General features: G+C 50.8%; 18 protein-coding genes and 3 tRNA genes. 15 read left to right on the forward strand and 6 right to left on the reverse strand.

Going from position 1 to position 24,074, the window contains the following annotated elements:
- Positions 1-154: 154 nt before the first annotated feature.
- Complete coding sequence (locus tag EPV75_RS06350; protein WP_128384836.1) at positions 155-1,384, reverse strand: GNAT family N-acetyltransferase; 1,230 nt, start codon at positions 1,382-1,384, stop codon at positions 155-157.
- A 283-nt stretch (positions 1,385-1,667) separates the two neighbouring features.
- On the opposite strand from EPV75_RS06350, the gene EPV75_RS06355 reads away from it, so the two are divergent.
- Both EPV75_RS06355 and acnB read left to right on the forward strand, forming a co-directional pair.
- Positions 1,668-2,945, forward strand: coding sequence for an Nramp family divalent metal transporter (locus tag EPV75_RS06355; RefSeq protein ID WP_128384837.1), 1,278 nt, complete (start codon positions 1,668-1,670; stop codon positions 2,943-2,945).
- A gap of 140 nt (positions 2,946-3,085) precedes the next feature.
- Positions 3,086-5,659, forward strand: coding sequence for a bifunctional aconitate hydratase 2/2-methylisocitrate dehydratase (acnB, locus tag EPV75_RS06360; RefSeq protein ID WP_128384838.1), 2,574 nt, complete (start codon positions 3,086-3,088; stop codon positions 5,657-5,659).
- Between the two features lie 98 nt (positions 5,660-5,757).
- Here acnB and EPV75_RS06365 read toward each other — a convergent pair whose 3' ends face one another.
- A complete protein-coding gene (locus tag EPV75_RS06365; RefSeq protein WP_128384839.1) occupies positions 5,758-7,338 on the reverse strand; it encodes a sensor domain-containing diguanylate cyclase in 1,581 nt (526 codons plus the stop codon).
- Positions 7,339-7,484: 146 nt separating this feature from the next.
- Complete coding sequence (gene sppA / locus EPV75_RS06370; protein WP_128384840.1) at positions 7,485-8,423, reverse strand: signal peptide peptidase SppA; 939 nt, start codon at positions 8,421-8,423, stop codon at positions 7,485-7,487.
- 168 nt (positions 8,424-8,591) lie between these two features.
- On the opposite strand from sppA, the gene uvrC reads away from it, so the two are divergent.
- The 8 genes from uvrC to minE all read left to right on the forward strand — a co-directional run bounded on the left by uvrC (position 8,592) and on the right by minE (position 13,663).
- Positions 8,592-10,448 carry an excinuclease ABC subunit UvrC gene (gene uvrC, locus EPV75_RS06375; RefSeq protein WP_128384841.1) on the forward strand — a complete coding sequence of 619 codons (1,857 nt, stop codon included), beginning with the start codon at positions 8,592-8,594 and terminating at the stop codon, positions 10,446-10,448.
- Positions 10,449-10,640: 192 nt separating this feature from the next.
- A complete protein-coding gene (gene pgsA, locus EPV75_RS06380; RefSeq protein WP_128384842.1) occupies positions 10,641-11,228 on the forward strand; it encodes a CDP-diacylglycerol--glycerol-3-phosphate 3-phosphatidyltransferase in 588 nt (195 codons plus the stop codon).
- A gap of 131 nt (positions 11,229-11,359) precedes the next feature.
- Positions 11,360-11,434: transfer RNA gene (locus EPV75_RS06385), tRNA-Gly, on the forward strand.
- 3 nt (positions 11,435-11,437) lie between these two features.
- Positions 11,438-11,511, forward strand: a tRNA-Cys gene (locus EPV75_RS06390).
- Positions 11,512-11,549: 38 nt separating this feature from the next.
- A tRNA-Leu gene (locus EPV75_RS06395) sits at positions 11,550-11,636 on the forward strand.
- 134 nt (positions 11,637-11,770) lie between these two features.
- On the forward strand, positions 11,771-12,463 hold the full coding sequence (gene minC, locus EPV75_RS06400) for a septum site-determining protein MinC (protein ID WP_128384843.1): 693 nt from the start codon (positions 11,771-11,773) through the stop codon (positions 12,461-12,463).
- 129 nt (positions 12,464-12,592) lie between these two features.
- Positions 12,593-13,405 (forward strand): septum site-determining protein MinD, encoded by an 813-nt coding sequence (minD, locus tag EPV75_RS06405; RefSeq protein ID WP_068648689.1) that lies wholly within the window; start codon positions 12,593-12,595, stop codon positions 13,403-13,405.
- A 3-nt stretch (positions 13,406-13,408) separates the two neighbouring features.
- Positions 13,409-13,663 (forward strand): cell division topological specificity factor MinE, encoded by a 255-nt coding sequence (gene minE / locus EPV75_RS06410; RefSeq protein WP_068648691.1) that lies wholly within the window; start codon positions 13,409-13,411, stop codon positions 13,661-13,663.
- Positions 13,664-13,793: 130 nt separating this feature from the next.
- On the opposite strand, the gene EPV75_RS06415 is transcribed toward minE, so the two are convergent.
- From EPV75_RS06415 to mfd, 3 genes are all read right to left on the reverse strand, one after another.
- Positions 13,794-14,090, reverse strand: a complete 297-nt coding sequence (locus EPV75_RS06415; RefSeq protein WP_128384844.1) for a DUF3817 domain-containing protein — start codon at positions 14,088-14,090, stop codon at positions 13,794-13,796.
- A gap of 190 nt (positions 14,091-14,280) precedes the next feature.
- The gene (locus EPV75_RS06420) at positions 14,281-14,895 is read right to left on the reverse strand and encodes a peptidoglycan binding protein CsiV (RefSeq protein WP_128384845.1); all 615 of its coding nucleotides are present in this window, start codon (positions 14,893-14,895) and stop codon (positions 14,281-14,283) included.
- Positions 14,896-18,369, reverse strand: a complete 3,474-nt coding sequence (gene mfd / locus EPV75_RS06425) for a transcription-repair coupling factor (RefSeq protein WP_128384846.1) — start codon at positions 18,367-18,369, stop codon at positions 14,896-14,898.
- Positions 18,370-18,527: 158 nt separating this feature from the next.
- On the opposite strand from mfd, the gene EPV75_RS06430 reads away from it, so the two are divergent.
- From EPV75_RS06430 to lolD, 5 genes are all read left to right on the forward strand, one after another.
- Complete coding sequence (locus EPV75_RS06430; protein ID WP_128384847.1) at positions 18,528-19,751, forward strand: RND transporter family protein; 1,224 nt, start codon at positions 18,528-18,530, stop codon at positions 19,749-19,751.
- Positions 19,752-20,055: 304 nt separating this feature from the next.
- A complete protein-coding gene (locus tag EPV75_RS06435; protein WP_128384848.1) occupies positions 20,056-21,363 on the forward strand; it encodes an NAD(P)/FAD-dependent oxidoreductase in 1,308 nt (435 codons plus the stop codon).
- 123 nt (positions 21,364-21,486) lie between these two features.
- Positions 21,487-22,113, forward strand: a complete 627-nt coding sequence (locus tag EPV75_RS06440; RefSeq protein WP_128384849.1) for a trimeric intracellular cation channel family protein — start codon at positions 21,487-21,489, stop codon at positions 22,111-22,113.
- A gap of 15 nt (positions 22,114-22,128) precedes the next feature.
- Positions 22,129-23,379 carry a lipoprotein-releasing ABC transporter permease subunit gene (locus EPV75_RS06445; protein WP_128384850.1) on the forward strand — a complete coding sequence of 417 codons (1,251 nt, stop codon included), beginning with the start codon at positions 22,129-22,131 and terminating at the stop codon, positions 23,377-23,379.
- Entirely contained in the window at positions 23,372-24,073 is a 702-nt protein-coding gene (gene lolD, locus EPV75_RS06450; protein ID WP_029938080.1) for a lipoprotein-releasing ABC transporter ATP-binding protein LolD, read from the forward strand. The genes EPV75_RS06445 and lolD overlap by 8 nt, the downstream gene beginning before the upstream one ends.
- The last annotated feature ends 1 nt before the right edge of the window (position 24,074 follow it).

Raw genomic sequence — 24,074 nt, forward strand, 5'->3', positions numbered from 1 at the left:
ATTACTATTTCTATTTGATTCACCAAATGAAAAAGGGTTGCGTCCAATTTTTTTGATCGGTTATCGAATTTTGACCTAACTTTCTTATCAGAGAAAGTTGTTTCGTTTTTACGATTATCCTACTCGACTTGATTTTAAAAATTAAGTAAAAACTCTAGTTTTCATTGTAGGGCGAATGTGCCCAGCAGTCCGCTGCATACTCATCAATCATATGTTTTTCTTCTTCGATAAATCTGGCCAGGCCTGCCGGGAAGGGGTTTTGGGCGAGCCAGTGGGTGGAGCGCATTTTGACGGGTGTGAAACCACGGGCGATTTTGTGTTCGCCGCCGGCACCGGGTTCGAATGTTTGAATGTTGTTTTCAATCGCGTAGTCGATGCCTTGGTAAAAACAGGTTTCGAAGTGCAGGTGTTTGACTTCTTCAATGCAGCCCCAATGGCGGCCGTAAAGCGTGGTGTCGGAGCGGAACATTAAGGCTCCGGCAATGCAGCGGCCGTCCAAATCGGCCAGCACCAGCAGAATTTGCTCGGGCATGGCTTGGGCGATGGCTTTGAAGAAGTCGAGATTGAGCGTGGGGGTGCTCCATTTGTCGATAAAGGTTTTCTGGTAGAAATAACTGAAATTGTCCCAATCGTCTTCGGTGGCGGTGTGGCCGTTGAGTTGACGAAATTCGATGCCGCTTTCGGTGACGGCTTTGCGTTCCTGGCGGATGTTTTTGCGCTTTTTCTTTTTGAGTTGGGCAAGAAAGTCGTCGAAGGTTTGATAATCCTGATTGTGCCAATGAAACTGGCAGTCGTGACGGAAGTATTCGTTATCCCGTTTATGCGATTCCAACCAGGCCTGCTGTTCCGGGTTGGCGAACAACCAGTGAACGCCGCTCATATTAAGATTTTCGGCTAAGGCCAAAGCGCCGTCAAATAACTGCGTTTGCAGTTGTTCGGCGTCGAAAGAGCCATTGCCGATGGTTTCCAGCTGCGGGTGAATCAGAAAACGCTGTCCTTGCGCGGGGGTGTAAGGTACGGCGGAGACGAGTTTGGGGTAATAGGGCAAGCCGACGTGATTCCACGCTTGTTCCCAGGCCTGGTCAAAAACGAATTCGCCGTAATTATTGTGTTTTTCATACAACGGCAGGGCGGCCACGATGCGATCGCCGTGCGGGCTTTCATAAGTGAGGGTGAGATGGTGCGGCAACCAGCCGAAATGTTCGCCCACGCAATCGTGCGCTTCCAAAGCCGATAAAAAACCGTGTTTGAGGAAGGGGTTGTTGTCCTGCACCAAGGCATCCCATTGCGCAGCTTGCTCGGCGGAAAATTCGGTCAGGCCGTTGTGGACGTCGAGACGAAGTTTGGGGGTTTGCGCTGTGGTCGATTTTGGCTTTGAATTCATCTTGTTTGCCTTAACTGTTTGAACTCATTTTAGCATTGAAGTCCGTTTACAACGAATGGGTTTGTATGTATTTGGAGTCAGTTCAGCCGGATATTCATAGTCTCTCAATTTATATTTTTCATTGTTAATGTATATTTTAGTCGTGACTAATTAACAGCTAATTAATGTCTAATTAATTATTGGTTAATGGCTTTGAGCGGGGTTTGTGTAGCATTCGTTTTGGTATGACGCCTCTCATTATTTCTTTATTTATTTCGACAATTATTTAACAAAACAGGTTTTTATGGATATTCAAGCCGCAGGGAAGCAGCCGGATCAACGTTCTATTTGGTATTTTTTAGGCCCAGCTTTTTTAGTGTCGGTGGGTTATATGGACCCTGGCAATTGGGCGACGTCCATCGAAGCGGGTTCCCGTTATGGTTATGACTTACTTTGGGTGATTACGTTGGCGTCGCTGGTGGCGATTTTGATGCAGTTGCTCAGTGCGAAACTGGGAATTGCGACGGGACGAAATCTGGCTCAGATGATTCGCAGTGAACACCCAGGACGATGGGGGACGTTTTTATTGTCTTCGGCGGGCTTGGCGATGGTGGCGACGGACTTGGCCGAGTTCTTAGGCGTGGCGGTGGCGTTGAACCTGTTATTTGAGATTCCACTGGTGGCCGCCATCTTTCTGACGATTTTTGATGTGCTGCTGATTCTCTGGCTGGAACGATTTGGGTTCCGCTGGGTGGAAATGACCATTTTTGCCTTTGTCGCCACCATTGGCCTGGGGTATGTGGTGGAACTGTGGTTGGTGCAACCGGAGTGGGCTGAGGTGGCCAAGGCTTTGGCGGTGCCGAACGATACGATTATGAACACCACGGCTTTGTTTATTGCGATGGGCATTTTGGGGGCGACGGTGATGCCGCATAACCTGTATTTGCACTCTCATCAGGTGACAACCCGTTCCAGCTTGGCAGGGGAGGCGTTACAACGCTTTTATAAAATGATGAAGTGGGACACGATATTGGCGTTAACCGCCGCTTGGGTCGTGAACTCCGCTATTTTGATTATGGCCTCGGCGGCATTCCATGAAAAAGGGTTGTTAATTACCGATATCGACGAAGCTTATCACACCCTCGGCCCATTGCTCGGCGGTGCGGCGGCGCTGACCTTTGGCATCGCGTTGCTGGCGTCGGGCATTGCCAGTTCCGCAACGGGCACGCTGGCAGGGCAGATTGTGTTTGAATCCTTCTTTAAAAAACGCCCGGTTAATATTTTAAAAATCCGCGTGTATATCCGTTTGGCGACCATGATTCCGGCGGCGGTGGCCATTTTATTGAGCGCCAAGCCATTGAGTTTACTGGTGTTGTCTCAGGTGGTTTTGTCGATGCAGTTGCCGTTTGCAGTGATTCCGTTGGTGATGATGACTTCCGACCCGGCTTTAATGGGGGATTTGGTGAACGGCTATGGCACTAAAATGATGGCTTGGATGGCGTCGATTGTGATTGTGGTTTTGAATATATGGCTGCTGGGGATGCTGTTTTGGGACGGGTTTGAAAGCATGGTGCTTCACTGAGCCGGATCAGCCTGATGGTCGCCCGGTTTTACGGTGTGTGAATTCTTTTTTAGATTGTTGGCACCTGCGGCTTAAGTGTTTGGGTGTGTCTATGATAAAATGTCTCCAACCAAAAAAATCATAAGTACTGGAGAGAGAGTATGTTAGAAGCCTATCGTCAACATGTGGCTGAACGTGAAGCGGAAGGAATTCCACCGTTACCGATGGATGCGGAGCAAACAGCACAACTGGTTGAATTGATTAAAAACCCACCGGCGGGTGAAACGGATTTTGTATTGGATTTGTTTGTGAACCGTGTGCCGCCGGGCGTTGACGAGGCGTCTTACGTGAAAGCCAGCTTTTTGGCGGACGTGGCGGCGGGCAAAGTGTCTGTTGATTTGATTTCCCCGGTGAAAGCCACCTTCTTGTTGGGCACCATGCTGGGCGGTTATAACGTTCAGCCGTTGATCGGTTTGCTGGACAGCGATAAGGCCGAAGTGGCCGAAGAAGCGGTGAAAGCCCTTTCCAAGACCCTATTGGTGTATGAAGCTTATCACGACGTGGTGGAGAAATCGAAAACCAACGATTATGCCATGCAGGTGTTGAAATCCTGGGCGGAAGCCGAGTGGTTCCTGGATAAGCCTAAGATGCCGGAACAAATCACTGTGACCGTCTTTAAAGTGGAAGGCGAAACCAACACCGATGACTTGTCGCCAGCGACAGCGGCTTGGTCGCGTCCGGACATTCCATTGCACGCCAAGGAAATGTTGAAAGCGCGCATGGACGATGTGGACGGCACCATTGCCGAGTTGGAAGCCAAAGGCCATCCGGTTGCTTATGTGGGCGACGTGGTGGGCACCGGTTCGTCGCGGAAATCGGCGATGAACTCGGTGATGTGGTTCTTCGGGAATGACATTCCTTACGTGCCGAACAAGCGCCAAGGCGGCGTGGTGTTGGGCGGTAAAATCGCACCGATTTTCTTCAACACGGCGGAAGACTCCGGTTCTTTGCCGATTGAATGTGAAGTAGACAATTTGAACATGGGTGACGTTATTACGATTCACCCATACGACGGCAAAATTACCAACGAAGCGGGCGAGGTGGTTTCCACTTTCGAATTGGCGCCGGACACCATGCCGGACGAAGTGCGTGCCGGTGGGCGTGTACCGCTGATTATCGGCCGTGGTTTGACGGACAAAGCGCGTGAAGCGCTGGGCATGGAACCGTCCGACGTCTTTATCCGCCCAACGGATAAATCCCAAGCCGAGCACGGTTATACGCTGGCGCAGAAAATGGTCGGTAAAGCCTGCGGTATCGAAGGCGTGCGCCCGGGCATGTACTGTGAGCCACGCATGACCACGGTCGGGTCGCAAGACACCACCGGTGCCATGACGCGTGACGAAATGAAAGAATTGGCTTGTTTGGGCTTTTCGGCGGATTTGGTGATGCAATCGTTCTGCCACACTGCGGCCTATCCGAAGCCGGTGGACATCAAACTGCAACACTCCTTGCCGGATTTCATGACCAGCCGTGGCGGTGTGGTTCTGCGTCCGGGTGACGGGGTCATTCACTCTTGGCTGAACCGTCTGTTGTTGCCGGATACCGTCGGTACCGGCGGCGATTCGCACACCCGTTTCCCAATCGGGATTTCCTTCCCGGCAGGGTCAGGCCTGGTGGCTTTTGCCGCAACCTTGGGCGTGATGCCGCTGAACATGCCGGAGTCGGTTCTGGTGCGTTTCAAAGGTCAAATGCAGCCGGGCATTACCTTGCGTGATTTGGTGAACGCCATTCCGTATCAAGCGATTCAGGACGGTTTGCTGACCGTCGAGAAGAAAGGTAAGAAAAACATCTTCAATGGTCGTGTTCTGGAAATCGAAGGCTTGGAGCATTTGAAAGTGGAGCAGGCGTTTGAGTTGTCCGACGCGTCCGCCGAGCGTTCCGCCAACGGCTGTGTGGTGAAATTGGGTCAAGACCCGATTATTGAATATCTGAAATCCAATATGGCGTTAATCGACTGGATGGTCGAAAACGGTTATCAGGATGCCAAGACCTTGTTGCGTCGTCGTGACGAAATGCAGGCGTGGATTGATAACCCTGAGTTGATGGAAGCGGATGCCGATGCGGATTACGCGGCGGTGATCGAAATCGACTTGGAAACCATCAAAGAACCAATCGTGGCGTGCCCGAATGATCCGGACGACGTGAAACTGATGTCTGACGTGGAAAACGCTAAAATCGACGAAGTGTTCATTGGTTCCTGTATGACCAACATCGGTCATTATCGTGCCGCCGGTAAGGTGCTGGAGCAAATGGGCAATGTGCCGACCCGTTTGTGGATTGCGCCGCCGACGAAGATGGACGAGCGTCAGTTGATTGAAGAAGGTTATTACAGCATTTACGGTCGAGTGGGTGCTCGGACGGAAATGCCGGGTTGTTCCTTGTGTATGGGGAACCAGGCGCGTGTCGCCGATGGCGCGACGGTCTTCTCGACCTCAACCCGTAACTTCCCGAACCGTTTGGGGAACGGCGCGAACGTTTACCTGGGGTCGGCGGAGCTGGCGGCGGTGTGTTCGGTCTTGGGTCGTATTCCGACGGTGGCCGAGTACATGGATGCCGTGGCGATGTTGGATACCATGTCCGACGATGTCTACCGTTATCTGCAGTTTGACGAAATGGCCGACTACAAAGTGGAAGAGCCGAAGAAATTGTCGGACATCGGTGTGGCCGTCGCGTAAGCGTCCGCCATTTCCCCATAAAAAAACCGCCTTAACGGCGGTTTTTTTATGTCTGTTATTTGGTGTGTCGGCCAGGCCTGGTGACTATTGGAATTGGATTAACCGACGGTCACGCGGTTGCGTCCGTCTTCCTTGGAACGATACAACAAATTGTCGCCACGGTGCATCAGGCTTTCCGCGGTGTCTTTGTGCTTCAGTTCGGTCACGCCAAAACTGGAGGTGATGTGCAGATCGTGCGCATCAAGCGTTTCCAACTTTTTACGCAAGCGTTCCGCGACTTTCTCGGCGTCTTCCAGATAGGTTTCGGGTAACAATATCACGAATTCCTCACCCCCCCAGCGGGCAAAGACGTCCTTGTTGGTCAAGCCGTCTTCGACGGCACGCGCTACGGTTTTGAGCACTTTGTCGCCCATCAAGTGACCGTGGGTGTCATTGATTTTTTTGAAGTGGTCAATGTCGAAAAACACCAGGCTCAGCGGCAACTGTTTGGATTTGCTCAGTTTCATCTGCTCGTTCAAGGCGCGTTTGAACACATTCCGATTCGGCAGGCTGGTCAAGCTGTCGGTCCGCGCCATTTTGTGCAACAAACGTTTCTGACGAATCTGGTTACGCAGGTAGAAGAAGGTCAGTAAGCTGATAATGAACAGCAGGCTTTCATTTACGACGTTGATTTTCATGAAGTTTTCAGTCACGATGCGCAAGCCGGGTTCATTAATGTAATTGACGATGTAACCGACGGCTTGGCCTTCGGTATTTTTCAATGGGAAGAAGGTGACCAAATAATAGGTTTGGTTAATATTAGTCACTAAATGACAAACATTGCATTGGCCGAGTACGCCTTGGAAGTCATCGTGCAGTTTCTCGTTGATGGCGTGAATGCGTTTTCGGGAAATGCTGTTTGGGCGTTTCTCATGGTATTGCACGCTTTTGTCCACCACATAGTTTGCGGAGATTTCCGACGGTGCGTAGTTGCTTTGCTCGTTTTCGAACACCTTGTGTTTGATCAGGTCTTTTTTCAACAGCAGGTCGTGCGCTTCGTTGTGGTCGTGGGTGATGAGGTGGTAAATGGCGTCAATGGAGAAGGAAATCTCCACACTGCCGACCAACTCGCCCTGGTAATGCAAGGGATAGACATGACGGAAGCCGTTGAAAATGCGGCCTTCCTCAAACCCGAAAATCGGCTTTTGAGTTTTGTGCACTTGCTCGATGCTGTAACGGACGTCGGATAAATCGTCCCCGAATTTCGCCGGGCGGTGAAAGCGCAAAAAGCTGGAGCTGTCCGGTAAATGGAAGTGCAGTTGTCGGATGTATTCCGATTTCAGCAGTCGATACAACGGCTCCAGACGGTTGTAGAGTGTTTCGCGCACCTCGTTGCGCACGACCGCGTCGCCATGATAAGCCTTGGCCATCAAGCTAAGAATGTCGTCCTGATTGATGGCGGAGGTGAAGATGACGTCGGCATTGATGCGCAGCGCTTTCTGGCTGGATTTGAAACTGTTGATTTCCTGCTGACTGGCGTAGTGAATCAAATGCTGTTTCTGGGTGCTGTAATTGCTGTAAGTGGTCCAGATGCTGCCGGCACTGAGTAAAATGAATACCGCGATGGAGACGATAAGCGCCAATCGCCGGGAGGGCAGATTTTTCCAGCGTCGGAATGTTCTTTTGGCAGGTGTCGGCATGGTATAAAAAAATCAAATGCAGTTAGGTGAAATATTCATTATACCATTTCTGCAAAATAACACTAAAACTCAGTGGGTTATACCGTGAAGTTTACGCCAAGTCGGACATTGAAAATGCCCAGGCCTGGCGGAAAATGGAATGGCGCTTAGCGCAAGGAAGTGAGGTAGAGAGACAGCTTGGTCGCGGTTTCTGTGCTGATGTCGCCCAATAGCTGTTCCATAAAGCCTTTTTCGGTTTCGTAGTAACGGGTGTTGGTCTGTTTGATGACTTCACGCTCCACGTAACCCATGTCACCCAAACCGTCAATCAAACCGTTTTCAACCGCTTCGTCGCCCAACCAGACCAAGCCGGTAAAGGTGTTTTTATTTTCTTTCAAACGGTCGCCTCGGCCTTTACGAACCGCTTCGATAAATTGTTCATGCGTTCGGTCCAGAATGCGTTTCTGGAAGAACTCGCGGCCTTCTTTATCAATCGGGCCGAACGGGTTCAAAAAGGTTTTGTGTTCTCCGGCGTGCATGGAACGGTTTTCCACGCCGATTTTATCCATCAGGCCGGTGAAGCCGAAGCTGTCCATGCGCACGCCGATGGAGCCGACCAGCGAGCCTTTGTTGGCGTAAATTTTATCGGCGGCCACGGCAATGTAATAACAGCCGGAGGCACAGGCGTCTTCCACCACCACGTACACCGGTTTTTGATACAGGTTTTTCAAACGGGTGATTTCATCATTGATCAGCGCCGATTGCACCGGGCTGCCGCCGGGTGAATTGGCTTGGATAATGACGGCCTCGGAATTCGGGTTCTTAAAGGCTTTGTCCAATAATGGGTTGAGTTTTTCCGCACTGGTGTAAGTGCCCGGCATAATGGCGCCTTCCAGTTTGACGATTGCGACATGCTTATCGGTGCCGAGCATTTCCTGTTCGGACGGAATCTGGCGAGTCAACATCACGAGGGTGACGATAATGTAGGCCACGACGGCCAGTTTCAGCAGATTGGTCCAGCGGCGGCTCCAACGTTCCTGCTTGATGAACTTTTCCGCCGCACCGGCTAAACGGTTCAAACCATCGTTTTGATTCGGATTCTCCATTGACAATACCTTATAATGTGTCGAAATCGCCTGACGAAAACCGGAATGCAAGCCGGCACTCCGAATGCCGAAAATCGGTCGTTTCGTTTAGAGATTTCTAAATTATCTGAATTATGACAGCCCGCCACGCGCCGGGCTGATTGAACAAGAAGCCCCATTCTAACCGAAATGACAAAGCAAGTAGATACCCAATTCGACATCGATGCCTTTTTGAAGAACCTGACCGAGCGGCCGGGCGTGTACATGATGAAAGACGCCGAGGATCAGATCATATACGTCGGGAAGGCCAAGAACCTGAAACGGCGGGTATCAAGTTATTTCAAAAAACGCCACGACGCTATCAAAACCGAGGCGATGGTGGCGCAAATCGCGTCGATTGAGGTCACGGTCACGGACACCGAATCCGAAGCCTTGATTCTGGAAAACACCTTAATCAAACGCCATAAACCGCGTTACAACATCCTGTTCCGCGACGATAAATCCTATCCGTACATTTTTGTGTCGACCGGCAAGAAATTTCCATCTTTGAGTTATCACCGCGGCGCGAAACGCAGGGTGGGGCGTTATTTTGGGCCTTTCCCGAATGCGTCCGCGGTGCATCAGACCTTGCATGCCATCCAGAAAATTTTTCCGGTGCGCCAGTGTGCGGAAAGTGTGTTCAACCACCGTTCGCGGCCGTGTTTGCAATATCAAATCAAACGCTGTTCCGGCCCCTGCGTGGAGGGTTTGGTCACCAAAGAAGAGTACGACGAAGACGTGGCCAACACCATTGCGTTTTTGGAAGGCAAAAGCTTTGAGGTGATTGAAAACCTGGGGCATAAAATGCAGGCGGCGTCCGATGCGTTCGAGTTTGAAGTGGCGGCGGTCTATCGCGATAAAATCTCCGCGTTGCGCGCCATTCAAAGCCAGCATTTGATTAATCAGCCCGGCTCCAAGGACACCGACGTGGTCGCGATGGCCGAAGAAGCCAATCAAGTGTGCGTGTCGATTATGATGTATCGCGGCGGCAACTTGTGGGGCAGTCAGAATTATTTCCCGAAAACCGGCGGGCAAGACGTGAACGCCGACGAAGTGATTACCGCCTTTATCAGTCAGCATTACAGCGACTTGCCGGTGCCGCAGTTGTTACTGGTGTCGGAAGCCTTGGAAGATAAAACCGCGTTGGAAAGCTGGATGTCGCAACGACGCCAAGAAGGCAAAGCGAGCGGTAAGGTGAAAATCCGCCAAGCGAAATCACAAACCGAAAAAGGTCTGATGAAGCTGGCGATGACCAACGCCACGTCCGGTTTGAAGCAGCAATTGACGCAGAAAGCTTCGCAAGCCGAGCGGGTAAAAGCCTTGCAGGAAGTGCTGGCCTTGCCGGTGCCACCGAATCATATGGAGTGTTTCGACATCAGTCATACTCAAGGCAATCAAACCGTCGCCAGTTGCGTGGTGTTCAGCGAAGGCGTCCCGAACAGCAGCGCTTACCGCAAGTTCAATATCGAAGGCATTCAGCCGGGCGATGACTACGCCGCCATGCATCAGGCGCTGACACGCCGTTACAGTCGAGTGAAAAAAGAAGGCTTGCCGATGGCGGATTTAATTGTCATCGACGGCGGGAAAGGCCAGCTCAATAAGGCCATTGAGGTGTTCAAAGCTTTGGAGCTGGATAATGTGCCGCTGGTATCGGTCGCCAAAGGAGAAGGGCGCAAGGCAGGCCTGGAGATTTTGTACACGCCGTTTAATGAAGAAGGCATTGACCTCGAAGCCGATGATATCGCCTTGCATTTAATCAATTACATTCGTGACGAAGCCCACCGTTTCGCCATCACCAGCCATCGCAGCCGCCGTCAAAAAGCACAAACCCATTCGCGTTTGGAAGATATTCCTGGGGTTGGCGCCAAAACGCGCCATAAATTGTTGACGCATTTTGGCGGTTTGGGGGAAGTGAAAAACGCGGCGGTGGCCGAGTTGCAGAAAGTGCCCGGCATCAGTCAGAAGATCGCCCAGACCATTTACGATTTCTTCCACGGTGAAATCTGAGCCGTAAAGCGCACGGAATTCATTCGCCCCATTTATGACACCAATCAATTTAGGGGTATGAACTTTTTACGAAACCCCACTATTTATTGCCATACTCACGCGGGTCTATGGTAATATTTTTTGGATTTTGACCGATAAACCGTCCGTCGGGCGGCCTTTTTACCAGCTGAAATAAAAAAGATTTAGAGTTTTATGTCCCTGCAATCCTTACCTATGATGATGACGTGGTCACGCGTACTGCTGATTCCCGTTTTCCTGATTTGTTACTACGCACCGATTGAGGATGCGCGTTTCTGGGCCGGGTTGGCCTTTATGATCGCCGCCATTACCGACTGGTTCGACGGATTCCTGGCACGTAAACTTAATGTCAGCAGCAAACTAGGCGCCTTTCTCGACCCGGTGGCGGACAAGTTGATTGTCGCCGCCGCCTTGATTGTGGTGGCCGTGGAATATCAAAACATCTGGGTGACCTTGTCGGCCATCGTCATTATGATGCGTGAAGTCAGTATTTCCGCTTTACGGGAATGGATGGCGGAAAACAATGCCCGTGAAGTGGTGGCCGTGTCCAATTTGGGTAAAGTCAAAACCGCCTCGCAATTGGCGGCCTTGACCTGGTTGCTGTATGGCGGCGAACTTTGGGGCGTGGATTGGGGCACCTTGGGCTTCCCAATGTTGTACTTCGCCGCGATTCTGACGATTATTACCTGGTATCAATACGGGCGTGCCGCCTTGCCGGTGATTTTGGACACGTCATCCGAGGATGCAAAAGATTCACACTAATCAATAACTTGCGTTTTGATTTTGAAAACCCGAATACTGGGCGGTTCATTTTCCGTCACAGATTCGGGTTTTTTCGTTAAAAAAGCTTGTAATTTTTCCGTCTCGCCCTATAATACGCCTTCATTACGAATGCGGGAATAGCTCAGCGGTAGAGCACAACCTTGCCAAGGTTGGGGTCGCGAGTTCGATCCTCGTTTCCCGCTCCAAATGGCGGAATGGCAGAGTGGCTATGCAGCGGATTGCAAATCCGTGGACCTCGGTTCGACTCCGGGTTCCGCCTCCATTTTTCGGTTCTTCGTAATCCTCATTATTTTCTTGCCCGCCCAGGTGGCGAAATTGGTAGACGCAAGGGACTTAAAATCCCTCGGTGGCAACACCGTGCCGGTTCGATTCCGGCCCTGGGCACCATTTACAAAGCTTTACTTTCCTCCGTTTTATTTTTTCAGTATTTATCCATACATTCTTCGGTATTTGCCTTTGACGGAACCTCGCGGGTCAAGTAAGATTCCCTTCTTTAATTGTTTCAGGTTCGACCTTACGCTATGAGCAAAATAATCGATTTAAAAGGCTCAATCCTTTCCTTAACCGTTCTAAATCTTTTTTCCGATCAAATTGATGATACCAAGCAGGCGATTGCGGCGAAAATCGGCCAGGCGCCGGATTTTTTTGTGGGGATTCCGATTGTATTGGAACCGCAAATTGAATTGAAAGACCCGACCTTTTTGGCGTTGTTGGTGGAGTATTTAACCCAGCAGCAGATGATTCCGATTGGGATTCGTACTGAAGACGAGAGTATTAAAGAACAGGCGGAGTATGCAGGCCTGGCGATTTTCCCGAAAGAGAAGCCGAAAGCGGCCCGCGCAAGCAAACCGAAAGCGGCGGCCGAAGAAGCTGGTTTGAAAACGGCGATGATGGTGAACGGCGCGGTGCGTTCCGGCCAGCAGATTTATGCGAAGGACCGTGACTTGATTGTCATGGGGCCGATTAATCCGGGTGCGGAAGTGGTGGCGGACGGCCATGTGCATGTATTCGGTAAGGTAATGGGTAAAGTGTTTGCCGGTTCGTCGGGCGATACGTCGGCGCGGATTTTTGCCAAACAGTTGAACCCGGAACTGGTGTGCATCGCGGGAATGTATCAATTGTCGGAAGATATCGACGAGGCCTATAAATCCGGTTTTGTGGAGATTTGTCTTCAGGACGGGAAGTTGGTGTTCAATACCGATATTCTGGCGTAATCGTGACGGTTTGCAAACTTTTGTCACGAGTAAATTTACGCAACCCATCAAGTCCGTTATAATTTTGAGAATTTGTTTTTATTCGCCGGTCGTTTCGACGGGCGATTTTCATTTCAAGGAGAAGCTTAGGTGTCACGTGTAATCGTTGTAACCTCTGGTAAAGGTGGCGTGGGTAAAACCACGACCAGTGCGAGTATTTCAGCCGGCCTGGCGTTAAAGGGCTATAAAGTCGCGGTCATTGACTTTGATGTGGGGCTGCGTAATCTGGATTTGATTATGGGCTGCGAACGCCGCGTGGTGTACGATTTCGTTAATGTGGTGCAAGGCGAAGCTTCTTTGAAACAGGCGTTGATTCGCGATAAGCGCATCAATAACCTGTACATTCTGGCGGCGTCTCAAACCCGCGATAAGGATGCGTTGACACAGGAAGGCGTGGAAAAAGTCATTGAAGACCTGAAAGAAGACGGTTTCGATTTCATTATTTGTGACTCTCCGGCCGGTATCGAAAAAGGCGCGCAATTGGCGCTGTACTTCGCGGACGAAGCGATTGTGGTCACCAACCCGGAAGTGTCTTCCGTGCGTGACTCCGACCGTATTTTGGGCATTTTGCAAGCCAAGTCGCGTCGTGCGGAGAACGGCGATGAGGCGATTGTTGAACACTTGGTGTTGACGCGCTACAACCCGGAACGAGTGGAAACCGGCGAAATGCTGTCGGTTGAAGACGTGACGGATTTGTTGAATGTTCGTTTGTTGGGTGTGATCCCGGAGTCGCAACAGGTGTTGAATGCCTCCAACTCCGGTGAACCGGTGATTCTGACCAAAGATTCCGATGCGGCGTTGGCGTATGAAGATGTGGTGGATCGCTTCTTGGGCGAAGAGAAAGAACACCGTTTCTTAACGGCTGAAAAGAAAGGCCTTTTCAAGAAAATTTTCGGGAAGTAAGCTATGGCGTTACTAGACTATTTACTTGGACAGAAAAAGAAGAAATCGGCAAATGTCGCAAAAGACCGTTTGCAGATTTTGTTGGCGCACGAGCGCTCTGAACGTAAAGCACCGGATTATTTGCCGAAAATGCGTGAAGAGATTCTGGAAGTGATTGCCAAGTACGTGAACATCGACCAGGATCAACTGCAGATTTCGGTGGATGAAGCGAACGGCTTTGAAGTGCTGGAATTGAACTTGGTGTTGCCGGATAAGTAAGCGTTTACTTTTTAAAGAGTAACCTATTAAAAAAGCCGCTGGGATAACTCTCAGCGGCTTTTTTATTTTGGAGCCTTTGGTTTTTAAACACCCAAAACCACCAGGCCTGGTGATTTTGGTTACTTCCGGTTTAGGCTTGCGTGACCGCCTTTTTCAAACGGTAATCGGCATAGAAGGCGCCCAGCGGAATCAAGGCCGCGACAAAGACCAAAGCGCCCAGTCCTGGTCGAATTAGCTTTTTCGCCACTGCGGACAACATGGTCAGGGTGAGAGAGATAAACAAAACGCCGTGCGTCGGCCCAAGCACCTTGACCGCGTAAGGCCAATCGAATTGGTATTTAATGGGAACGGCGACAAAGACCAATAGCAGCAAAGCGATACCGTCCAGCAGAGCCAGCCAGTAAAGTAATTTAAGATGGGAGTTCATCGTTTTTCCTCTTGAAAACCGCGTCAAAAACGCCGTTCGGTCTTATTGAAAGTGTGTTTAAGCGTGGCTGTTATGGTGTCACGTTTTGATGGATGAAGGCTTGAGAAAGCCTTGAAACGGCTGGATTGGGCAAGCGGGAGGGCGTTTGAAAACCGAATGGCGAAACCATTCGGTCATCATGTTTGAACGCTTAGCGTCCGAGGTATTGAATTTTGACCAGCGCACCGAAAATCGGGTGGTCGAAATAATGCAGTTCGCCGGATTTGATTTTGCGGGATTCTTTTAGCTGAAAGCGCCAAAACTCCGGTAACTCGGTTTCTTCCACATTCTGGTTGACGGCGAATTCGTCGCGGATGCGCAATGGGATTTTGCGGTCCAGTTCCAAATCCAAACGCACATGGGCGTAACGGGATTTGTAAAACACCAAGGTGCCGAGCAGTTTGGATTGATAGCTTTTGTCCGGCAGAGCTTCAATCAGAATCGGTTTGGTTTTGTCTTCCGGCTTGCCTTCCAGCACCCAGCTGGTGTGATAGAGGATGTGATAACCTTTTTGCGGCGTCATTTTATTCGCTTCACCTTCCAGCATGAAACGACTGGCCGGAAGGGTGGTGAGGTTAACCGTGCCATCAATATTGACCGGGTCCGGTTCATGCCAGTATTCTTCGGTCCAGCCACGCAAGGCCAGGGTTTCGAAAACAATCAGTTCCACTTGATATTTCGGCAGGTCTTCCGCTTGGGCTTTGGTGGCAAGGCCCAGACTGAGAAAGCAAGCCGTCATCAAGCTGAAAAACAATCGTGTATGCATTTAAGTGTCCTTGTTCGAAATGGTGGCCACGATGAGTTCGATGGCGTCGATTCGTTGTTTCATGTCAGGCATTGTATCGAAATATTTTAATTCCGTTTGCCCTTTTAGTTGATAGTTCTTCGGGTGATTTTGAATCAATTTAATCAATTCCACCGGGTTGATGTTGGGGCTGTCGCCGAATTGGATACGAATCATCGACTCGGACGCTTCCAGTTTTTTCAGGTTCAGCGGTTCAATCAACAGCTTGACACGCGTGGCCTCGAACAGGTTTTTGACCTGTGGCGGTAACAGCCCGAAACGGTCGATCATTTCCACTTCCAGTTCCTGTAAGCCGTTGGTGTTGTCGGCACTGGCGATGCGTTTGTAGAACACCAGACGGGTGTGGATGTCCGGCAGATAGTCTTCCGGAATCAAGGCCGGTAAACCGAGTTCGATTTCCGCGCCGGTGTGGAGCTTGGCCTCCAACTCGGGTTGTTTGCCGGATTTTAACGATTTGACGGCGCGTTCCAGCAATTCCGAATAGAGACCGAAACCGATTTCCTGAATTTGGCCGGATTGGCCGTCGCCCAGCAGTTCACCCGCGCCACGGATTTCCAAATCATGGCTGGCAAGCATGAACCCGGCACCGAGGGTATCGTGCTTGGCGATGGCAGTGAGGCGTTTTTCCGCATCGGCGGTCATCAGGCTTTTACCGGCAGTGAACATATAGGCGTAGGCTTTGTGGTGCGAACGTCCGACACGGCCGCGTAACTGATGCAATTGCGCCAGGCCAAATTTGTCGGCGCGGTGAATCAGAATGGTGTTGGCGGTTGGAATGTCGATGCCGGTTTCGATAATGGTGGTGCAGACCAGAATGTTGAAACGACGGTGATAAAAATTCTGCATCACCTGTTCGAGTTCACGCTCGTGCATTTGGCCGTGGGCGACGTCCACCTTGGCTTCCGGCAGGAGTTCGCGCATGTCTTCCGCCATCTGTTCGATGCGGTCGACGTTGTTGTAAAGCAGGTAAATCTGCCCGCCACGACGGATTTCACGCAGACAGGCTTCTTTGACCACATCCGGGTTCCATTCCAGCACGAAGGTTTGCACCGCCAGACGTTTGGCCGGCGGCGTGGCGATAATCGACAGGTCACGCAAATCGTTCATCGCCATGTTCAGGGTTCTTGGAATCGGTGTGGCGGTCATGGTGAGCACGTCCACCTCGGTGCGGAGTTTCTTGAGCTGTTCTTTCTGGCGCACGCCGAAACGGTGTTCTTCGTCGATGATAATCAGGCCGAGGTTGTCGAATTTCATGTCGCCCTGAATCAGCTTATGGGTGCCGATGACGATATCGACCTGTTTGTTTTGAACCGCTTCGAGAATCTGTTTGGTTTCCTTGGCGGTTTGGAAACGGGATAAGCCTTCAATGCGCACCGGCCAGTCGGCAAAACGGTTTTTAAAGTTTTCCATGTGTTGCTGCGCCAGCAGGGTGGTGGGCACCAAAACCGCGACCTGTTTGCCGGCGTAAGCGGCAATGAAGGCGGCGCGCATGGCCACTTCGGTTTTGCCGAAGCCGACGTCGCCGCAAATGAGGCGGTCCATCGGTTTGCTGGCTTGCATGTCATGCACCACCGCATCGATAGCGGCTTCCTGATCGGGTGTTTCCTCGAATGGGAAGCTGGCGCTGAAGCGGGCGTAGGCTTCTTCGTCGGTTTCGAAAGAATGACCAGGCCTGGCTTCGCGCTGGGCGTAGATGTCGAGCAGTTCGGCGGCGACGTCACGGACTTTTTCGGCGGCTTTGCGTTTGGCCTTGTCCCATTTGTCGGAACCGAGTTTGTGTAACGGTGCGGTTTCGGCGCTGGCGCCGGTGTAACGGCTGATGAGGTGCAGCGAGGTGACGGGCACGTACAATTTGGCTTCGCCGGCGTATTCGATCATCAGGAATTCGTGTTCTTCACCTTGGATGGTCATGGTTTCCAGGCCAAGGTAGCGGCCGACCCCGTGGTCGAAATGCACAATCGGGCTGCCGATGTCCAGTTCGATGAGGTTGGAGATGGCGGTGTCGAATTCGGAGTGTTTGCGCTTACGGCGTCGTTTCTGAATGACGGTTTGGCCGAAAATCTGCGCTTCGGAAATCAGGCAGAAATCCGGTGTGAAGATGGATTCTTCCAACGGGCCGACTACGATTTGATGTGGTAAATCGTTGTGTTTGAACGCATTCCAATCATCGACGATTTTCGGGACTTTTCCTTTAAATTCAGTATGTTTTCCGAGCAGTGTTAACAGCGTTTCTCGGCGTCCGGTGGATTCGGCGCAATACATAATACGGCCGCCGTATTCGCTTTGGAATTGATCCAGAAAGGCATTGAGTTTGGCCATCGGGTATTCGCTATTGGCCTGCACATTTAAATCCGGTGCCGGCAGGGTTTTGAAGTCCACTTGGTTTTTGCCGGAGGCGATGCGCTCCAGTTGAATGCGATGATAGTTTTTCAGGGCGCTGAAAATGTCGTTTTCGGATTGAATCAGTTCTTCCGGCGGCAGTACCGGATAATCCGGGTTGTGCTGTGCGATTTGATACCGCTCACGGTAATCGCGCCAGTTTTGTTTAATGGCGTCCTGAATGGCCGGTTGGCTGAAGAACAGACTGTTTTCGGGAATGTAATCAAACAGCGTGGCGGTTTCGGGGTGAAATAATGACAGGTAATATTCCAGGCCATCAACGGTCTGGCCGTTATGAACCGCTTGGTACAACAGGCTGTTGCGGGATTCGTCACCGAAGGTTTGGCGGAAGCGTTGTTTGAATAAGGTGATGCCGTCCGGGTTGAGGTCGTATTCCTTGGCGGGCAGGAGTTCGATTTGGTCAATCTGCTCGGTGCTGAGCTGGGTTTCCGGGTCGAAACAGCGGATGGTTTCGACTTCGTCGTCGAACAAGTCCAATCGGAAAGGCGTGCGGCTGCCCATCGGGAAGAGGTCGATAATCGAGCCGCGCACCGCAAATTCGCCGTGTTCCATCACCTGGCTGACGCGTTGATAGCCGCCGGATTCCAAACGTTGGGTAAAGGGTTCGATGTCGAGGGTATCGCCACACTTTAATATAAAGGTGTATTGTTCGATGAACGTATGGGGAACCACTTTCTGCAACAGGGTACTGACCGGCAGGATCAAAATGCCTTTTTGGGTTTGCGGCAGTTGATAGAGCGTGCGCAGGCGTTGCGAGATGATGTCCTGATGCGGTGAAAACTGGTCATAGGGCAGGGTTTCCCATTCCGGAAAGTTCAGAATCGAAAGGTCGCCTTCGGAAAAGAAGTTCAGCGCGTCTTCATATTTATTGGCTTCGCTCATGTCCTGAGTCAGCAAAACCACCAGGCCTGGGTGGTTTCGGGCTTTTTCCATGATGACGAGCGCGTCTTCGGCCGAGGTGTTGAGCGACCAGTGTGACGTCTGGCCTTTTAGTGGAACCTGATCGGCTTCCAGCAACGAGTAGGGTTTGGGCATGCGATTTTCTATGACTTTGGGTTTGTATTGGTTTGAAAAATGACGGTATTTTATCAAAATATTGCTTTCAACTGGCGCTTTCAGGCACCATAATAGCCGCGCAAACATCAGTTTAAATGAATCGCATCGTATCAATAAGCAAAAAGGTTGAATGAATCATGAACGGTCGCTGGGCTTACAACTGGGTACAGATTTTGGCACACCATTATGTCTTGAGCGCAGTGGTGTTCGCGGCAGCTTGGTTGTTGGCACTGGCCGGGGTGTTCAAGTCACCGGCCTTATTCGAGCAAATGAATTTCATGTGGGTTTGGTTGGCGTTGGCCTTGATGGGTGGGGTGTCGGTCAAGGTCATGGATTCGGTCAAGACCGGCGTTTTGGTGTTTGGGCTGAGTTTGGCGGTGTTGGGCGCGGTACTCGGGTTGTTGGGCTGGTTCGGCTTGGCGTTGACTGAAACGTCGGTACTGGGCATGGTGGTGGTGTTGGCGCTGATGATGAGCAATTTGGTGCATGTGATGGCGGCCTTGTTGCGTGAAATGGCGCGGGGCGGGTTTCAACATGATGCTTTAGCCGAAGCATTGAATATGAATGCCGCGCCGGTGTTTTTGTCGAACCTGACGACCGGTTTGGGGTTTGCTGTCGCGGCTTTTTACGATGCCCGTTTGCTGGATGCGGCCTGGGTTGTCTTGCTAGGCGCGCTAGTGAGTTATGCGATGCTGATGACGGGCTTGCCGCTGATTCTGTTGCGTTGGTTTTTGGAGTTCCGCGTCGGGCATTATGAAGACCGCCACGGGTTTATCGGTTTGGCGGAAAAATTTCAGACCTATCCGAAATGGGTGACGCTCATGTTGTGGTTGTCGGCGTTGGTGGTGGTGATGAGCGCCGTGTATCTGTGGCGCAAGCTGGATAACCTCAATGCGGTGGGCGTGATGTTAGCCACGAGTTTTGTGGTGTTATTAGTATTTTGGCATGACCTTAAAATAACTTTGATGACCCTATTAAGCAGTGTTTTGTCGGTTATTTTGGTTTTGACTGCGTATTTTTCCGTGCAGAATTTCCAATCGATTTCGGCGGTTATTTTGATTGTGCCGCTCGGGATAGTATTGGATGATGCCATTCATTACTTTGCGCGTTACTTGAAATCAAAACGCGGTTACTTTAACGATGTGGAATCCTGTCATCGGTTTGCGTTAGCCAGCGTGGGGCGCCCGATTTGGGCCACGACACAAATTCTGATTGCCGGACTATTGGTGTTGAGTTTCAACGAAAATTCATTGGTGCAACAGGCAAGTTTGATTACCCTTTTGGCGGTTTTATTGGCGTCTTATATTGTCTTGGTTTGGCTGCCGGCCTTGGGCTTGAAAAAAGCGAAAAACAACCGCTAATAAAATTTATTCCACAAAATCAGTAAAACTTATTATTCAATATACGAAAAATTTATTTTTAATTTGAATATTAATGCTTCATTATTTCCGGTCAAGAAGTCTGTGGTAACTCAGAATACAGCTCGGATAGGGCGTCTTGTTCAAGACGGCACCCACTTCCGGCTCGGATTTCTCAAATAAAAAATCAGATAAGCGCTTGATGTTACAGCGGGATTCAGAGTTTTCGGGGTCTGAAACCTAAAACCTTATTCTTGTTTGACGATTAAGTGCAATTTCTAGAGATACGAATGAAAAGGAACGAAAAATGGCAACAATTGTTGTAGTAGGATCAAGCACCGGTGGTCTACCGATGGCTTACGATGTTCGTAAGCACCTAGGCAAAGAGCATACCATCAAAGTCGTAAACGCAATCGACGAGTTCAATTTTGTCCCGTCCAACCCTTGGGTGGCGGTTGGCTGGCGTAAGCCGGAAGACATTTCCTTTAAATTGGAACCGCATTTGACGCGTAAAGGCATTGAGTTTTACCACCAGACTGTGACGAAGCTGGATGCTCCGAACAACAAAATCACTTTGGATGACGGTAGCGAAATGGACTACGACTACCTGATTCTGGCCACCGGTCCGGCATTGGCTTTCGAGGAAATCGAAGGGTTTGGTCCGAAGAGCCATGGCGGGAATACGGTTTCCGTTTGTACGACACCGCACGCGACTGAAGCGTTTGAACAATGGGAAGAATTCTGCGAAAACCCTGGCCCAATCGTTGTGGGCGCGGTACAAGGCGCATCCTGTTACGGTCCGGCTTACGAGTTCGCGATGATCATGGAAACCGATTTGCGTAAGCGTAAGATTCGTAGCCAGGTTCCGATGACGTTTGTAACGTCCGAACCTTATATTGGCCACTTGGGTCTGGGTGGTGTTGGTGATTCCAAAGGGTTGATGGAAACCGAAATGCGTAACCGTCACATCAACTGGATTTGCAACGCAAAAGTGACCAAAATCGAAGACGGTAAAATGTATGTCGACGAGCACAACAATAAAGGTGACGTCATCGATCAGCACGAACTGCCGTTCAAATATTCCATGATGTTGCCGGCGTTTAAAGGTTCCAAGTTCCTGCAAGAATTGGCCGAGCCTGAAAACATGGGTGGTCCTTTGGTTAACCCTCGTGGTTTCGTTAAAGTCGATAGCTATAGCCGTAACCCGGCGTTCCACAATATCTATGCATTGGGTGTTGGGATCGCCATTCCTCCGGTTGAAGCGACGCCAGTTCCTGTCGGAACGCCAAAAACCGGTTTGATGATCGAGTCGATGGTGACCGCCATTTGTCATAACATTGAAGCGAACCTGGAAGGTAAAGAGCCACACGAAGAGCCGACTTGGAACACTGTGTGTCTGGCCGATATGGGCGATACCGGTGCCGCGTTTGTGGCCTTGCCACAGATTCCACCGCGTAACTTGACGTGGGCGAAACGTGGTAAATGGGTTCACTTGGCGAAAATCGCGTTTGAAAAATACTTCATCCGTAATATGAAAGCCGGTAACTCCGAGCCGATTTACCAGAAGTACATCATGAAAATGTTGGGTATCAACCGTTTGAAATCCGACAAATAAGACGCTTTCGTCTGCCACTGAAAACGCCCTCCTTGTGAGGGCGTTTTTGTTTGCGACATTCAGTGAAATGGCTTAACGTTTAAAGTCATCATTGCCGCAAGTCTTTGCTTTATAATAAGCGCCATGAATTTAGCCGCCACCCTTCATTATCTGGACCTGCTTGGAACCGTCGTGTTTGCCATGACCGGCCTGCTGGCCGCCAGCCGAAAGCAACTTGATTTGTTCGGCGCCATTGTCATTGCGATGGTGACGGCTGTCGGCGGCGGCACCTTGCGTGATTTGATTCTGGATCAGCCGGTTTTCTGGTTGTCGGAAAATATCTATATTTATGTGGTGGTGATTTCCACCTTGTTCTTGTTTTTCTACGCACGCTTTCGCAGTTTACCGACACGCTTGTTATTGTTTTTGGATGCGTTGGGGTTGGCGGTGTTCAGTGTCATCGGGGCGCAAAAGGCGATGGCCTTAGGATTGTCCGACCCGATTGTAATCATGACCGGGGTCATGACCGGAGTGGTCGGCGGGGTGATTCGCGATGTGCTGATGGGCGAAGTCCCACTGATTTTCCGTAAAGAAATTTATGCCACGGCGTCCTTTGTCGGCATCAGCTTATTGCTGCTGATGGTCGGTTGGGGCGTGTCGGTCGACGTTTCGGTCATTGTATCGATTTTAGTGATTTTCATCTTGCGGGCCTGGGCGGTGCAGTTCAATATCGGACTGCCGGTGTTCCAACCCGTGAATACGCAGGATTAAAGTAAGAGTCTTTTTATGTTCAAACTGCCATTCGAACTGCTGCTGGGGACGCGTTACACCCGGGCCAAAAAACGCAACGGGTTTATCTCGTTTATTTCGCTGTCGTCGATTATCGGGATTGCCTTAGGGGTAACGGCTTTGGTGACGGTGATGTCGATCATGAATGGTTTCCAGCAGGAACTGCGAGACCGTATTCTGGACATGACCGCTCATATGACGCTATCGGAACGTGGCGAGCGTTTGCATCACTGGCAAGATTTGTACGGTATTGTCAAAACCTTGCCGCATGTAAAAGGCGCGGCGCCGAATGCGATGGGTCAGGGCATGTTGACGGCTGGCGACCGGGTCAAAGGCGTTTTGGTTCGCGGGGTGTTGCCTAAGTACGAAGGTCAGGTGGCGGACGTGCAGTCTAAAATGGTGTACGGTCAGATGGATGATTTGAAATCTCGAGATTACAACATCATTCTCGGCACGGAATTGGCAAATGGTCTTGGGGTGTCGGTGGGGGACAAGGTCACCTTGGTCGCGCCGCAGGCATCGATTTCGCCAATGGGGATTATGCCGAGATTGAAGCGCTTTACGGTGTCCGGTTTATTCGAGGTGGGCATGCATGAATATGACAGTGCTTTGGCGCTGGTGCACATGAACGATGCTCAGCGGGTGTTCAAGTTGGGCGATGCCGTGTCGGCATTGCAACTGCGTTTGGATGATTTGTTCGCGGTGCGGGCGGTACGCAACGAAATTGCGGATAACATCGATCAGGTGTTGTATATCCGGGATTGGACGCAACAACACGCCAATTTCTTTAAAGCCATCGAAATGGAAAAGCGCATGATGTTCATTGTATTGGCGTTGATTATTATGGTGGCGGCGTTCAATATCGTGTCGACCATGGTGATGGTGGTCACCGACAAGCAGAAAGACATCGCAGTGCTGCGTACTATTGGTGCCAGTCCGGCCAGTATTCAGACCATTTTCATGGTGCAGGGTTTGATTATCGGGATTGTCGGTGCCTTGATGGGCATTGTCGGCGGGGTGACCATTTCCCTGAATATCGATGTCATCGTCCCGTTCATTGAAAACCTGTTCGGCTTTAAATTCTTCCCGGCGGACATTTATTACATCAGCAAAATTCCGTCTGACCTGCATTGGGAGGACGTTTGGGTGGTGTCAGGCCTGGCGTTTATTCTGACTTTGTTAGCGACGATTTATCCGGCCCGACGCGCGGCCAAAACTCAACCGGCGGAGGCTTTGCGTTATGAGTGATGTCATTCTTCATGCCATGAATCTGGAAAAAGAATACCGTGACGGCAAACTGGTGACGCCGGTCATCAAAGGTTTGGATTTCGAACTGAAAACCAATGAAAAGGTGGCGATTGTCGGCAGTTCGGGTTCCGGCAAAAGTACTTTGCTGCATCTGCTGGCCGGATTGGATACACCGACCGGCGGTGAAGTCGGCTTGATGGGGCAGGATTTTTCCCGTCTCAGCGAAGTCAAACGCGGTCGGCTGCGGAACGAATACATGGGCTTCGTATACCAATTTCATTTCTTGTTGCCGGAACTCAGCGCGCTGGAAAACACCATGTTGCCGTTGCGCGTGGCCCGAAAACCGGCGCATCAAGCACAGCAAGAAGCCGAAGCCTTGCTGGAACGGGTCGGTTTATCGCATCGTATGGCGCATAAGCCGGCCGAATTGTCGGGCGGTGAGCGTCAACGCGTTGCGATTGCCCGTGCCTTGATTACGCGTCCTGCCTGTGTGTTGGCGGACGAGCCGACCGGCAACTTGGATGAAACCTCGGCACAACAGGTTTTTGATTTAATGTTGGAATTGAATCAAGAGCTTGAAACGGCTTTGTTGGTGGTGACGCACGACCTGAAGCTGGCTGCGAAAATGGATCGGCAGTATCAACTGACGGAAGGGCATTTTGTCGCGCCGGATCTAGGGGTGACGTCCGCCTGAT

Source organism: Hydrogenovibrio thermophilus (genome assembly GCF_004028275.1).
Taxonomy (GTDB): Bacteria; Pseudomonadota; Gammaproteobacteria; order Thiomicrospirales; family Thiomicrospiraceae; genus Hydrogenovibrio; species Hydrogenovibrio thermophilus.